Below are 13,879 nucleotides of genomic sequence, written 5' to 3'. Positions count from 1 at the left end.
GGATTACACTCCGCCCTTACTTATTCGAGAAGATCGTGCGCGCGAGGATGTTCAGTCCCAGCACCGCGAGCGTGATCAGGAAGACGCCGGCCCACGCGAGCGATTGCCATTGCGCGAACGGGCTCATCGCAAACTTGTAGATGGTGACCGGCAGGTTCGCGACCGGCTGGCCCATGTTCACCGAGAAGAACTGATTCGACAGCGCCGTGAACAGCAGCGGCGCGGTTTCGCCGGCGATCCGCGCGACCCCGAGCAGCACGCCGGTGACGATGCCGGCAATCGACGCCTTCAGCGTGATGGACAGCACCATCTTCCACTTGGGCGTGCCGAGCGCGAAGGCCGCTTCACGCAGTGCGTTCGGCACCAGTTTCAGCATGTTTTCGGTGGTGCGGATCACGATCGGAATCTGCAGCAGCGCGAGCGCGAACACGCCCGCCCAGCCGCTGAAGTGACCCATCTTCGCGACCACCAGCGCATACACGAACAGACCGATCACGATCGACGGCGCCGACAACAGGATGTCGTTGATGAAGCGCGTCAGGTTGGCAAGCCAGCCTTTCTGGCCGTATTCGGCGAGATACACGCCCGCCAGAATGCCGATCGGCGTGCCGACGAAAGTCGCGAGGCCGACCAGCATGGCGCTGCCGACGATGGCGTTGGCGAGACCGCCGCCATCGGTGTTCGGCGGCGGGGTCGATTGCGTGAACAGCTCGATGGACAAACCACCGATGCCCAGACGCAGCGTCGTATAGAGAATCCAGATGAGCCACAGCAGACCGAATGCCATCGCCGCGAGCGAGAGCGTCAGCGCAACCGCGTTGGTCATGCGGCGGCGGCTTTGCAGACGCACGCGCATTGCTTCGAGCGCGGCCGCGTCGTGCGAACCCGGCATGTTCAAAGTGGGCTGGCTCATTTCGCGCCCTCCCCTTTCTCGAGGCGCAGCAGCATCATCTTAGAAATCGCCAGCACGATGAAGGTAATCACGAACAGAATCAGACCCAGCTCCATCAGCGCCGACGTGTGCAGTCCAGGGTCGGCTTCCGCGAATTCGTTGGCGAGCGCCGACGTGATGCTATTGCCCGGCGAAAACAGCGAGATGTTGTCGAGCAGATTGGTGTTGCCGATCACGAACGTGACCGCCATCGTCTCGCCGAGCGCGCGGCCGAGGCCGAGCATCACGCCGCCGATCACACCGCTCTTGGTGAAGGGCAGCACGATCTTCCACATCACTTCCCACGTCGTGCAGCCGATGCCGTACGCCGATTCCTTCAGCAGCACGGGCGTGACTTCGAACACGTCGCGCATCACCGATGCGATGTAGGGAATGATCATGATCGCGAGAATCACACCCGCGCACAGAATGCCGATGCCGATCGGCGGGCCGCGGAACAGCGCGCCGACAAACGGAATGCCGCCGAGCACCACGCCGAGCGGTTTCTGGAACCATGTCGCGAAGATCGGCGCGAACACCAGCAGACCCCACATGCCGTACACGATCGACGGGATCGCGGCGAGCAGTTCGATCGCGATGCCGAGCGGCCGGCGCAGCCACGCGGGCGAGAGTTCGGTCAGGAAAAGCGCGATGCCGAAGCTGACCGGCACCGCGATGATGAGCGCAATGATCGACGTGGCGACCGTGCCGTAGATCGGCACCAGTGCGCCGAATTGCTTGCTGGGCGGATCCCACTCGGCGGTCCACAGGAAGCTCAGACCGAACTCCCGGATCGACGGCATGGAAGCGATGATCAGCGAAACGATGATGCCGCCGAGCAGCAGCAGCGTGACAATGGCGGCGAGGCGCGCCAGTCCGCCGAAGATCACGTCGCCGGCGCGGCTGGGCGCCTTCTGCTGCGACGTGCTGCCGGGCGGGGTGGCCCTGCTTGCGCCGGACGCTAGATGGATATCGGACATGAGAGCCTGATGGAGCTGTTTCCAGTTGCCGTATGACACGTGTCGCACGGCCAGTAATGCTCGGGGTTAATGCCATTGGCCGTCCTCGGATGAGGACGGCCAACGTGTTACGCGATGCTGTTGCTTACCGCAAAGCTTAGTCGGCGATCGACTTGCCCGCAGCGTCCTTCACTTTCTGCTTCCACTGCGTGCGGATCTCCGACACCACCGAATCCGGCAGTGAGATGTAGTCCAGATCGTTCGCGGCCTGCGTACCGTTCTTGAACGCCCAGTCGAAGAACTTCAGCGTCTCGGTGCCTTGCGCCGGCTTGTCCTGCGCCGTGTGCAGCAGCACGAAGGTTGCGCCGACGATCGGCCATGCGTTCTTGCCCGGCTCGTTCGTCAGGATCTGATAGAACGACTTCGACCAGTCCGCGCCCGCTGCCGCTGCCTTGAAGGTGTCCGTCTTCGGCTCGACCACGGCGCCCGACGAGTTCTTCAGCGCGACATACGTCATGTGGTTCTGCTTCGCATACGCCCATTCCACGTAGCCGATCGCGCCCGGCAGACGTTGCACGAACGCCGCGACGCCGTCGTTGCCCTTGCCGCCCGTGCCGGTCGGCCAGTTGACCGTCGAGCCTTCACCGACCTTCGACTTCCAGTCCGCGTTGACCTTCGACAGGTAGTTCGTCCAGATGAAGCTGGTGCCCGAACCGTCGGCGCGGCGCACCACGGCGATGTCGGTATCCGGCAGCTTGATCTTCGGATTCAGCGCGACGATCGCCGGATCGTTCCACTTCTTGATCTTGCCCAGGTAGATGTCGCCGAGCACTTCGCCCGACAGCGTCAGTTCAGCCGGCTTCACGCCCGGCACGTTGACGACCGGCACCACGCCGCCGACCACCGTCGGGAACTGGAACAGGCCTTCCTTGGCGAGTTCGTCGTCTTTCATCGGAGCGTCGGAGCCCGCGAAATCGACGGTCTTCGCGACGATCTGCTTCACGCCACCCGACGAACCGATACCTTGGTAGTTCACCTTGCCGCCGCCGGACTTCTGGTAGGCGTCAGCCCATTTCGTGTAGATCGGTGCTGCGAAGGTGCTGCCCGCGCCGGTGATGTCTGCTGCTTGCGCTGCGATTGCGAAAAGCGCGCCAGCGACGCCAGCGAACACGGTTTGCATCAATTTCATGAGACCTCCAAGGTGTGAGCGGTGTGAGCGAGTAACACGAACACCGCGAAGCTTAGGGTCTCTTTGTGACAGTAACGTGACTGATGATGAAACACATGTGACAGTTTGATTACCGACTGAAAGGGTCGCTGGCCCGGATGAATCGGCGGTCTGGCGAGGTTGGCCGTTACGCTCTTGAGATTAGGCGAAAAAGATGGGGCGCGAACGTTTGCGTGCGGACGCGAGAGGCGCGTCGCTAAGGGTGAGCAAAGGCGCAGGGATGGAGTACGGTGGGAATAGACCGCCGGGGCCGGCGGATCTGGCGCGTTGCACCGGTTCAGAGTGAGAGCAAGATGCAAGCGGCGGGACGACACCCTGTCGTCCCGCCGCTGCGCAAAAAAACGTGAAAAAGCGCGCCTTACGTCGTGGCCCGCTTCACCGCGTCGGCAATCGACTCCGAATAACGAACCGCGTCGTCGACGTTCTCCGCCTCGACCATCACGCGCAGTACCGGCTCGGTGCCGGACGCGCGGATCAACACGCGGCCGCGGCCGTTCAACGCATCCTCCGCCTTGCCGATCGCGCGACGGATCGTGTCACTGCCTTTCCAGTCCGCGTCCGGCTTCATCCGCACGTTGATCAGCTTCTGCGGGAACAGCGTGACACCGTCAAGCAGCTCGGCGAGCGATTTGCCGCTGCGCTGCATCGCCGCCAGCACCAGCAACGCGGAGACGATGCCGTCGCCGGTCGAATGGCGGTCGAGGGAGAGGATGTGGCCGGAGCCTTCGGCCCCTAGTTGCCAGCCGTGTTCGCGCAACTGCTCGAGCACATAGCGGTCGCCCACCGCCGCGCGGACGAACTTCACGCCCGCCTCCTGCAGCGCAACTTCAACCGCCATATTGGTCATCAAGGTGCCGACCGCGCCATCCACCTTGCCCGCGGTCGCGATGCGGTCCCTCACCAGCACGTACAGCAGCTCGTCGCCGTTGTACAGGCGGCCGGCCGCGTCGACTACCTGCAGACGGTCGGCGTCGCCATCGAGCGCGATGCCGAGATCCGCGTGATTCGCGCACACCGCGCGCACCAGCGCGTCGGGCGCGGTGGCGCCCACACCGTCGTTGATATTGAAGCCGTTCGGCGCCACGCCGATCGGGATCACCTCGGCGCCGAGTTCGTGGAACACGTGCGGCGCGATGTCGTACGCGGCGCCATGCGCGCAATCGACGACCAGCTTCATCCCGCGCAGGTCGAACGCAGCCGGGAACGTGCTCTTGCAGAACTCGATATAGCGGCCCGCCGCATCATCGAGGCGCCGCGCCTTGCCGAGCTGCTCGGACGCCGCGCAGGCGAGCGGCAGATCGAGTTGCTCTTCGATCTGCGCTTCGACGTCGTCCGGCAGCTTGTTGCCGTCGGCGGAGAAGAATTTGATGCCGTTGTCGTAGTACGGGTTGTGCGACGCGCTAATCACTACGCCCGCGGCGAGCCGCAGCGCGCGCGTCAGGTAGGCGATGCCGGGAGTCGGCATCGGGCCGGCCAGCATCACGTCCACGCCGGCCGCCGAAAAGCCCGACTCGAGCGCGGCTTCGAGCATATAGCCCGACACCCGCGTGTCTTTACCGATCAGTACCGTGGGCCGGGTGCTCGATTTGGTCCGGCGATCCGCACCCGCGAGTACCTTGCCGGCCGCATAACCCAGCCGCAGCACAAACTCCGGTGTAATGGGCCCTTCACCGACCTTGCCCCGAATCCCGTCCGTTCCGAAGTAACGACGTGCCATGTTTTACTAGCTCCCTTGCTTTGGGTTCAATCGCGCGCGGCCGTGATTCGCCGCGTCGCGCATTGTTGCCCATATTTTCAACGAATCTACCGTTTGCGCGACATCGTGCACGCGCAGAATCGCCGCACCCCTTTCGGCCGCACACACAGCCGCGGCGATGCTGCCGGCGATGCGCTCCGCGGGCGGACGCCCAACCACCGCGCCGACCATCGACTTACGCGACATGCCCGCGAGAATCGGGTAAGGCGGCTCGGCCTGCGGCGCGGTGTCCGACAAATACGCAAGCAACGCGTAGTTGTGCTCGACCACCGCCTTGCCGAAGCCGAAACCCGGGTCGACGCTGATGCGCTCACGCGCAATACCTGCTTGCTGCAGCGTGGCCACCCGCTCTTCGAGAAAGTGGCGAACCTCGCTCACCACATCCTCATAGGCCGGCTCGCCGAGCTGCATGGTCTGCGGCTCGCCCAGCATATGCATCACACACAAACCACATGCGCTATCGCGGACCGCGTCGATCGCGCCGGGCATCCGGAAGCCCCAGATGTCGTTGATCAGATCGGCGCCCGCACTCAATGCGTGGCGCATCACCTCCGGCTTGTATGTATCCACCGACAACGGCACGTTCACCCCGCGCAGTTGCTCGATAAGTGGAATCACGCGCTCCAGTTCTTCGTCGAGCGGCACCGGCGGCGCCCCCGGCCGGGTCGATTCGCCGCCGATGTCGATGATATCCGCACCTTCGGCGATCATGCGCTCGGCCTGGCGCAGCGCATCGTCGCGGGTCGCGAATTTACCGCCATCGGAAAACGAATCCGGCGTGATGTTCAGGATACCCATGACCAATGGGCGTTCAAAGGTCAGCTTGAAGCGGCCGCATTGAAGCGGCGCCGGGATGGCAAGAGAAGAGAGAGCGGCTTTCGACACGTAACGATGCTTCACATAAGACGGATAAATGCAAACGGGCCGGTGTGAAGCACACCGGCCCGCACTTTCTGCTGATCGCCTATCAGGCCGGCGCAGTCGCGCTGCCAGGCTTGACCTCGGTGCCCGGACTGCCGCCCGACGAGGCGTCGCTTGCCGACGGCGGCGAACTCTTCGGCGAACGCGGCGGACGGCCAGCCATGATGTCGTTGATCTGATCGGCGTCGATCGTTTCCCACTCCATCAGCGCGGCGGTCATCGCTTCGACCTTGTCGCGGTTTTCGTCAAGCAGACGCTTCGCGAGGTTGTACTGCTCGTCCAGCACGCGGCGGATTTCCGCGTCGACCTTCTGCTGTGTCGCTTCCGAAATGGTGCGTGTGAAGCCACGGCCAAACGGCGTTGCGTCGTTTTCATCGTCGACGTAAACCATCGGTCCGAGCGCATCCGTCATACCGAAGCGAGCCACCATCGCGCGAGCCGTTTGCGTCGCCTTGTTGAAGTCGTCCGATGCACCCGTGCTGATCAGGTTCAGGAACAACTCTTCCGCGACCCGGCCGCCGAACAGGATCGCGAGACGATCCAGCAGGTAGTCTTTCGAATACGTTTCGTTGTCGTGCTCCGGCAATTGCCACGTGACGCCCAGCGCACGGCCGCGCGGGATGATCGTGACCTTGTGCACCGGATCGGCCTTCGGCAGCAGTTTCGCGATCACCGCATGGCCCGACTCATGGTACGCCGTGGCGCGCTTCGACTCTTCGCGAATCACGGCCGACTTGCGCTCCGGACCCATGAAGATCTTGTCCTTTGCGTCTTCGAAGTCCGTCATTTCGACGATGCGCTTGCCGCGCCGAGCCGCGAACAACGCAGCTTCGTTGACCAGGTTCGCGAGATCGGCGCCCGAGAAGCCCGGCGTGCCGCGTGCGATGACTGCCGCGTCGACATCGTTCGAGATCGGCACCTTGCGCAAGTGAACCTTCATGATGTGTTCGCGGCCGCGAATGTCCGGCAGACCGACGTACACCTGGCGATCGAAGCGGCCCGGGCGCAGCAACGCCTTGTCGAGCACGTCCGAACGGTTCGTTGCAGCGATCACGATCACACCCGAGTTCGCTTCGAAGCCGTCCATCTCGACCAGCATCTGATTCAGCGTCTGCTCGCGTTCGTCGTTGCCGCCGCCCATACCGGCGCCGCGATGACGACCGACCGCGTCGATTTCGTCGATGAACACGATGCACGGTGCGTGCTTCTTCGCCTGCTCGAACATATCGCGCACGCGAGCCGCGCCGACACCAACGAACATTTCGACGAAGTCCGAACCCGAGATGCTAAAGAACGGCACTTTCGCTTCACCGGCGATAGCGCGCGCCAGCAGCGTCTTACCGGTTCCCGGCGGCCCGACCAGCAACACGCCGCGCGGAATGCGGCCCCCCAGCTTCTGGAATTTCTGTGGATCGCGCAGGAAGTCGACCAGTTCGGACACTTCCTCCTTCGCTTCGTCGCAACCGGCGACGTCGGTGAAATTGATCGCGTTGTTGTTCTCGTCAATCAGGCGAGCGCGCGATTTGCCGAACGAGAATGCACCGCCTTTACCGCCTCCCTGCATCTGTCGCATCATGTAGAACCAGAAGCCGATGATCAGAATCGTCGGCCCAAGGTAGTACAGCGCGGAGACCAGCGCATTCGGTTCGTCGTCAGCCTTGCCGCTCACCTGGACGCCATACTTCATCAGATCGCCGACCATCCAGATGTCGCCAGGCGACACAATCTGGTATTTCTGGCCGTCTGCTGGAGTGACCGTGAGGTTCCGCCCCTGGACAATGACGTTCTTGACTTTGCCGTTCTTCGCGTCGTCCATGAACTGCGAATACGAAACGCCTTCCTGGACACGGGGCTTGTCGAACTGCTTGAACACCGTAAACAGCACCAGTGCGATAACCAGCCACACTGCTGCCTTCGAAAACATATTGTTGTTCAAAGCACCACTCCTTCACTTAGACGGGCGCCTACATTTGCCTTGCGGCACCACGAAAGCATTCTAATCCAGTCCGCAAACCCCTGCCATAACGTTTCGCTACCACATAAATAGCGTAGCCGGCCATTAAAGCGTCAATTTCCGGCGCCATGAGCACTTTATCGGCAGATGCGGAACCGTCCTGCAGCGGCCCTACGCGGGGCGCTTGAGATGCTTACCCAAAATAAACGTTTCTGACGATTTATCCCGCGAAGCCTTTGGCTTACGGGCCGCCACCACCTTGAACTGACGCTTGAACTTTTCGACAATCTGGCTGTAACCACTGCCGTGAAAACATTTGACTAAAAGGGCACCATCCGGTCTCAGGTGATTTTGTGAGAATTCCAGCGCGAGATCGCATAAATGCTCGATTCGCGCGGCATCCGCCACCGCCACTCCTGACAGGTTGGGCGCCATATCCGAAATTACAAGGTCGACCTGGCGTTCTCCGACCAATTCTTCCAACTGGCCCAACACCGAATCCTCACGGAAGTCGCCTTGAATGAAATGGACGTCGGCCACCGGTTCCATCGGCAGGATGTCCAACGCGATGATCGTACCGTCGATCCCGCCTTCGCGCTCAGCGTCGCGCTGCGAGCCCTTGGCGAGCTTGTTGCGCGCGTACTGGCTCCAGCTGCCCGGTGTGGAGCCGAGGTCGACGATGACCTGCCCCGGACGGATCAGCTTGTCCTGCTCGTCGATCTCCTTGAGCTTGTAGGCCGCGCGGGCGCGATAGCCCTCCCGCTGCGCCATTTTCACGTACGGGTCGTTGATGTGGTCATGCAGCCACGCGGTGTTGAACTTGTTTTTTGCCATTAAAGATTGAACTCTTGCTGCGTGGTGTCGCGCTTTAGGGGATAATACGCGGTTAATTCGCGCGGCCACCGCCAAACTGACGGTCATCCGCGATTCTGTTGTTCTGACGCGCCGCCCTGTTGAATCAACCGATCGAGCAAATCGATCGGGAACGCAGGTGCCGCCATTTTAGTCGAGTCTTCCACTTTCCATGCCAGCCCTCAAAGTCTCTTCCGACCAACGCGCCGAGTTGCGCTCCCAGGCACATCCGCTCAAACCGGTCGTGCTCGTCGGCGCCGAAGGCTTGACCGACGCTGTGCTCTCCGAGATCAAGGTCCACCTTGGCGCCCATCAGCTCATCAAGATTCGCGTGTTCGGCGACGATCGCGAAGAGCGCATCGCGATTTACGAACAGATCTGCGACACGCTCAATGCTGCGCCGATCCAGCACATCGGCAAGCTGCTGGTGATCTGGAAGCCGGAATCGGCTCAACCGGCGGTGAAAACGAAGCGTGGCGCACTGCCGAGCGCCCGCGAAGCGGCCGTCGAAGCCAAACCGGGCAAGGGCCGCGCACCGCGCGTCGTCAAGGTGGTGAAACCCAGCGAAATTCCGATGCGCAAGCCGAAGGCAAAAGCGGTCGTGGTGCGCGGCAATGAACGCGTCACGCAAGGCGGCAACATCAAGCGCGCGAAGAAGCGCCAAACCAGCGCAAAGCGCTCGCATCAATCGTCGAAATAAGCGAGTGACGGGACGTGCGGCGAAGAAGTCCGCACCTTGGCAACAGGCCGGCTTGAAAACGAGAGGCTGAATGCCCGCAGAGGCGCTTAAAGAGATCCGCTGACAGCGGAAAGACGGGGATAAGCAAACAGAAACCGTTCGATCCCAGCGCCTCAGCCCGCCATCTTCTCCGCGGCACCGCGAGCACCCCGCTCCGCCACCGCGATATCGGACCCCGCGGGCAGCATCCACACGAGCCCCAGGCCCAGCAGGCTTTCGATCAGATAGAACAGACTCGACACGCCATGCAGGATGCCGAAGCGCGTCGCATAGACCGAATGCCCGACATCGCTGCCCGCTTCGAGCGCGGCCACGCGCATCGCATTCATGAACGGCTGCAGCGCGAAGTAACCGACCAGCACGCACACCAGCATGCCGGCGATGAGCCAGCGCAAACGGCGATAAGCCTCGCTGCCGCGACGAACCAGCAGGTTCGCGAGACCGAGCAGCAAAACGCCACACACCACACCCAGGATGCCCTGCACGCGAAACAGCTGCGCCGCGACGGCGCCCGCCGTCATCCGGTCGAGCGACGTGAATAGCACGGGCGCGACGGCGTAGCCGATAGTCAGCAGACTACCGACCCACACCACAGTCAAAAGACGGAAAACCCGATGTGGAATTTGCGACACCCTGTCACCCTCAGATGTAGCTAACCGCGATGATCTCGTACTCGCGCACGCCGCCCGGTGCCTGTACCGACGCAACGTCGCCTTCCGACTTACCGATCAAGGCGCGCGCGATCGGCGAGCTGATCGAGATCAGACCGTGGTCGATGTCGGCTTCGTCGTCGCCGACGATCTGATATTTGACCGACGCACCCGACTCCAGGTCTTCCAGTTCCAGCGTCGCGCCGAACACCACGCGACCGTCTGCGTCCACCTTTGCCGGGTCGATCACCTGCGCGCCGGCCAGCTTCGATTCGATCTCGGCAATCCGGCCTTCGATAAAGCCCTGTTTTTCCTTCGCCGCGTCGTATTCCGCGTTTTCCGACAGGTCGCCCTGCGCACGCGCTTCCGCGATCGAGTTGATCACGGCCGGACGTTCAACCGATTTCAGACGCTGCAATTCATCGCGCAACATGTCTGCGCCGCGCTTAGTCAATGGAATAGTGCTCATAAACAACTCTAGAGGCAAAAAACGGCCGTAAAAAAAATCACCGCGGTTAAGTGCATCCCGCAGGAACCAGCGCCACGGGGCATAACCCGTGGCCCCAGCTACTGCGGAACGCCGCTTAACCGCGGCACTTACATCCTGGACAGATATTCGAAGCCTTAGTTTAGGCGAGCGTGGAGCCCTTGTAAATCATAGACTTCCAGGTTCTTCAGATAACGCAGACCTTCCACCGCAGCCCGCGCGCCGGACATCGTCGTGTAGTACGTGACCTTGTTCGCCTGCGCGCTCATGCGAATCGAACGCGAATCGGCGATCGCGGCGCGCGTTTCGTCGACGGTCGTGAAGACCAGCGCGATCTCGCCGTTCTTGATCATGTCGACGATGTGCGGACGGCCATCCTTCACCTTGTTGACGACCTTCACCGGCACGCCTGCCGCTTCGATCGCGGCAGCCGTGCCCTTGGTCGCGACGATCGGATAGCCGAGTTCGTGCAGCATGCGCGCGACTTCGACGGCCTTCGGCTTGTCGGCGTCCATCACGGTCAACAGCACCGTGCCCGACTCCGGCAGGCGCGAACCCGCCGCGAGCTGCGACTTGAAGAGCGCCTCGCCGAAGGTCTGGCCCACGCCCATCACTTCACCGGTCGAACGCATTTCCGGTCCGAGCACCGGGTCGACTGCCGGGAACTTGACGAACGGGAACACCGCTTCCTTCACACTGAAGTACGGCGGTTCGATTTCCTTTGTCACGCCTTGCTGCGCCAGCTTCTGGCCGACCATCGCGCGCGCCGCGATCTTCGCGAGCGGAAGGCTGGTCGCCTTCGACACGTACGGCACCGTGCGCGATGCGCGCGGGTTCACTTCGAGCACGTAGATGATGTCTTCTTTCGAGCCGTCCGCCTGCGGAACCTGCTGAATCGCGAACTGCACGTTCATCAGGCCGACCACGTTCAGCGCCTTCGCCATCGCGCCTGTCTGGCGCTTGAGTTCAGCCACAGTTTCCTTCGACAGCGAATACGGCGGCAGCGAGCAGGCCGAGTCGCCCGAGTGCACGCCCGCCTGTTCGATGTGCTCCATCACGCCGCCGATAAACACGGCTTCGCCATCCGAGATGCAATCCACGTCGCATTCGATCGCGTCGTTCAGGAAGCGGTCGAGCAGCACCGGCGAATCGTTCGACACCTTCACGGCCTCGCGCATATAGCGCTCGAGGTCGCGCGGCTCGTGGACGATTTCCATCGCGCGGCCGCCGAGCACGTACGACGGACGCACCACCAGCGGGTAGCCGATTTCGTCGGCGAGCTTGAGCGCTTCGTCTTCGGCACGCGCGGTGCGGTTCGGCGGCTGACGCAGGCCGAGGTCCTGCAGCAGCTTCTGGAAACGCTCGCGGTCTTCGGCGGCGTCGATCATGTCCGGCGACGTGCCGATGATCGGCACACCGTTCGCTTCGAGATCGAGCGCGAGCTTCAGCGGCGTCTGACCGCCGTATTGCACAATCACGCCGACCGGCTTTTCCTTGTCGACGATTTCGAGCACGTCTTCGAGCGTCAGCGATTCGAAATACAGACGATCGGATGTGTCGTAGTCGGTCGAAACGGTTTCGGGGTTGCAGTTGACCATGATCGTTTCATAGCCGTCTTCGCGCATCGCGAGCGCGGCATGCACGCAGCAGTAGTCGAACTCGATGCCCTGGCCGATCCGGTTCGGGCCGCCGCCCAGCACCATGATCTTCTTGTTGTTGGTCGGATTCGCTTCGCACTCTTCCTCGTACGTGGAGTACATGTACGCGGTTTTCGTCGCGAATTCGGCAGCGCAGGTGTCGACGCGCTTGTACACCGGGCGCACGTTCAACTCGATACGGCGCGCACGCACTTCCGCCGGTTTCGCGCCCAGCAGCTTCGCGAGACGCCGGTCCGAGAAGCCGCTTTGCTTCAGATACTTCAGTTCTTCCTTCGAGAGGCTCGCGAGCGTGCGGCCGGCCAGCGCCTTTTCCTTCAGGACGATCTGTTCGATCTGCGCGAGGAACCACGGATCGATCGCGGTCTCTTCGAAAATCTCTTCGGCCGTCATGCCGACACGGAACGCGTCGCCGACGTACCAGATGCGGTCCGGACCGGCTTCGCCGATCTCGCGGATGATTTCGTCGCGGTTATCGGTCTTTTCGTCCAGACCGTCGACGCCAACTTCCAGACCGCGCAGCGCCTTCTGGAACGACTCCTGGAAGGTGCGGCCGATCGCCATCACTTCGCCGACCGACTTCATCTGCGTGGTCAGGCGCGAATCGGCTTCGCGGAATTTCTCGAACGCGAAACGCGGAATCTTGGTGACGACGTAGTCGATCGTCGGTTCGAACGATGCCGGGGTCTGGCCGCCGGTGATTTCGTTCTTCAGTTCGTCGAGCGTGTAGCCGACGGCCAGCTTGGCCGCGACCTTGGCGATCGGGAAGCCGGTCGCCTTCGACGCGAGCGCCGACGAGCGCGACACACGCGGGTTCATTTCGATCACGATCATCCGGCCGTCTTTCGGATTGATCGAGAACTGCACATTCGAGCCGCCCGTGTCGACGCCGATCTCGCGCAGCACCGCGAGCGACGCGTTACGCAGGATCTGGTATTCCTTGTCGGTCAGCGTTTGCGCGGGCGCGACGGTGATCGAGTCGCCGGTGTGGATGCCCATCGGGTCGAGGTTTTCGATCGAGCAGACGATGATGCAGTTGTCCTTGGTGTCGCGGACCACTTCCATCTCGTACTCTTTCCAGCCGAGCAGCGACTCTTCGATCAGCAGCTCGCGCGTGGGCGACAGGTCGAGGCCGCGCTTGCAGATCTCTTCGAATTCGTCGCGGTTGTATGCGATGCCGCCGCCCGAGCCGCCCAGCGTGAACGACGGACGGATCACGACCGGGTAGCCGCCGCTGCCGGTTTCCCCGGCGATCTTCGCCTGCACCTGCAACGCTTCTTCCATCGAATGCGCGGTGCCCGACTTGGCCGAACCGAGGCCAATTTTGGTCATCGCGTCCTTGAACTTCTGGCGGTCTTCCGCCTTGTCGATCGCTTCCGGCGACGCGCCGATCAGCTCGACCTTGTACTTCTCCAGCACGCCGTGCGCGTGCAGATCGAGCGCGCAGTTCAGCGCGGTCTGACCGCCCATCGTCGGCAGGATCGCGTCCGGGCGCTCCTTCGCGATGATGCGCTCGACCACTTCCCACGTGATCGGCTCGATGTAGGTCACGTCGGCCGTGTTCGGGTCGGTCATGATCGTCGCCGGATTGCTGTTGACGAGAATGACCTTGTAGCCTTCCTCACGCAGCGCCTTGCATGCCTGCGCGCCCGAGTAGTCGAACTCGCACGCCTGGCCGATGATGATCGGACCCGCGCCGATGATGAGGATGCTCTTGATGTCTGTCCGCTTGGGCATAACGCTCTCG

General features: G+C 62.4%; 11 protein-coding genes. 1 reads left to right on the top strand and 10 read right to left on the bottom strand.

The genetic code is table 11. From position 1 onward, the window contains the following. Positions 1-16 precede the first annotated feature (16 nt). The 7 genes from pstA to FVF58_RS34375 form a co-directional block, all read right to left on the bottom strand. The gene (gene pstA / locus FVF58_RS34410; protein ID WP_149674189.1) at positions 17-913 is read right to left on the bottom strand and encodes a phosphate ABC transporter permease PstA; all 897 of its coding nucleotides are present in this window, start codon (positions 911-913) and stop codon (positions 17-19) included. Further along, positions 910-1,911, bottom strand: coding sequence for a phosphate ABC transporter permease PstC (gene pstC, locus FVF58_RS34405; RefSeq protein WP_149674188.1), 1,002 nt, complete (start codon positions 1,909-1,911; stop codon positions 910-912). Before pstC ends, pstA begins: the two co-directional genes overlap by 4 nt. Before the next feature lie 136 nt (positions 1,912-2,047). Beyond that, positions 2,048-3,079, bottom strand: a complete 1,032-nt coding sequence (gene pstS / locus FVF58_RS34400; RefSeq protein WP_149674187.1) for a phosphate ABC transporter substrate-binding protein PstS — start codon at positions 3,077-3,079, stop codon at positions 2,048-2,050. A gap of 397 nt (positions 3,080-3,476) precedes the next feature. After that, positions 3,477-4,835: a phosphoglucosamine mutase gene (gene glmM, locus FVF58_RS34390; protein WP_149674185.1), complete on the bottom strand. Its 1,359-nt coding sequence runs from the start codon at positions 4,833-4,835 to the stop codon at positions 3,477-3,479. A gap of 6 nt (positions 4,836-4,841) precedes the next feature. Next, on the bottom strand, positions 4,842-5,759 hold the full coding sequence (gene folP / locus FVF58_RS34385) for a dihydropteroate synthase (protein WP_246217286.1): 918 nt from the start codon (positions 5,757-5,759) through the stop codon (positions 4,842-4,844). 82 nt (positions 5,760-5,841) lie between these two features. Continuing rightward, positions 5,842-7,731: an ATP-dependent zinc metalloprotease FtsH gene (gene ftsH, locus FVF58_RS34380; RefSeq protein ID WP_006051983.1), complete on the bottom strand. Its 1,890-nt coding sequence runs from the start codon at positions 7,729-7,731 to the stop codon at positions 5,842-5,844. A gap of 189 nt (positions 7,732-7,920) precedes the next feature. Next, complete coding sequence (locus tag FVF58_RS34375) at positions 7,921-8,583, bottom strand: RlmE family RNA methyltransferase (protein WP_149674184.1); 663 nt, start codon at positions 8,581-8,583, stop codon at positions 7,921-7,923. A 190-nt stretch (positions 8,584-8,773) separates the two neighbouring features. Here FVF58_RS34375 and FVF58_RS34370 point away from each other — a divergent pair, with 190 nt between their 5' ends. Beyond that, positions 8,774-9,301, top strand: a complete 528-nt coding sequence (locus FVF58_RS34370; RefSeq protein ID WP_149674183.1) for a YhbY family RNA-binding protein — start codon at positions 8,774-8,776, stop codon at positions 9,299-9,301. Between the two features lie 152 nt (positions 9,302-9,453). Here FVF58_RS34370 and FVF58_RS34365 read toward each other — a convergent pair whose 3' ends face one another. From FVF58_RS34365 to carB, 3 genes are all read right to left on the bottom strand, one after another. Beyond that, positions 9,454-9,963 carry a DUF4149 domain-containing protein gene (locus tag FVF58_RS34365; protein WP_149674204.1) on the bottom strand — a complete coding sequence of 170 codons (510 nt, stop codon included), beginning with the start codon at positions 9,961-9,963 and terminating at the stop codon, positions 9,454-9,456. 19 nt (positions 9,964-9,982) lie between these two features. Next, positions 9,983-10,459 carry a transcription elongation factor GreA gene (gene greA, locus FVF58_RS34360; protein ID WP_149674182.1) on the bottom strand — a complete coding sequence of 159 codons (477 nt, stop codon included), beginning with the start codon at positions 10,457-10,459 and terminating at the stop codon, positions 9,983-9,985. Positions 10,460-10,614: 155 nt separating this feature from the next. Continuing rightward, on the bottom strand, positions 10,615-13,869 hold the full coding sequence (gene carB / locus FVF58_RS34355; RefSeq protein ID WP_149674181.1) for a carbamoyl-phosphate synthase large subunit: 3,255 nt from the start codon (positions 13,867-13,869) through the stop codon (positions 10,615-10,617). Between the last annotated feature and the right edge of the window lie 10 nt (positions 13,870-13,879).

Source organism: Paraburkholderia panacisoli (assembly GCF_008369935.1).
Taxonomy (GTDB): domain Bacteria; phylum Pseudomonadota; class Gammaproteobacteria; order Burkholderiales; family Burkholderiaceae; genus Paraburkholderia; species Paraburkholderia panacisoli.
This window is presented reverse-complemented; position numbering and strand designations above follow the sequence as displayed.

Excerpts from the sequence above, each read along its gene's own strand:
- glmM (WP_149674185.1), bottom strand. The coding sequence starts at position 4,835 with ATGGCACGTCGTTACTTCGGAACGGACGGGATTCGGGGCAAGGTCGGT.
- pstS (WP_149674187.1), bottom strand. The coding sequence starts at position 3,079 with ATGAAATTGATGCAAACCGTGTTCGCTGGCGTCGCTGGCGCGCTTTTC.
- greA (WP_149674182.1), bottom strand. The coding sequence starts at position 10,459 with ATGAGCACTATTCCATTGACTAAGCGCGGCGCAGACATGTTGCGCGAT.
- pstA (WP_149674189.1), bottom strand. The coding sequence starts at position 913 with ATGAGCCAGCCCACTTTGAACATGCCGGGTTCGCACGACGCGGCCGCG.
- pstC (WP_149674188.1), bottom strand. The coding sequence starts at position 1,911 with ATGTCCGATATCCATCTAGCGTCCGGCGCAAGCAGGGCCACCCCGCCC.
- FVF58_RS34370 (WP_149674183.1), top strand. The coding sequence starts at position 8,774 with ATGCCAGCCCTCAAAGTCTCTTCCGACCAACGCGCCGAGTTGCGCTCC.
- carB (WP_149674181.1), bottom strand. The coding sequence starts at position 13,869 with ATGCCCAAGCGGACAGACATCAAGAGCATCCTCATCATCGGCGCGGGT.
- FVF58_RS34375 (WP_149674184.1), bottom strand. The coding sequence starts at position 8,583 with ATGGCAAAAAACAAGTTCAACACCGCGTGGCTGCATGACCACATCAAC.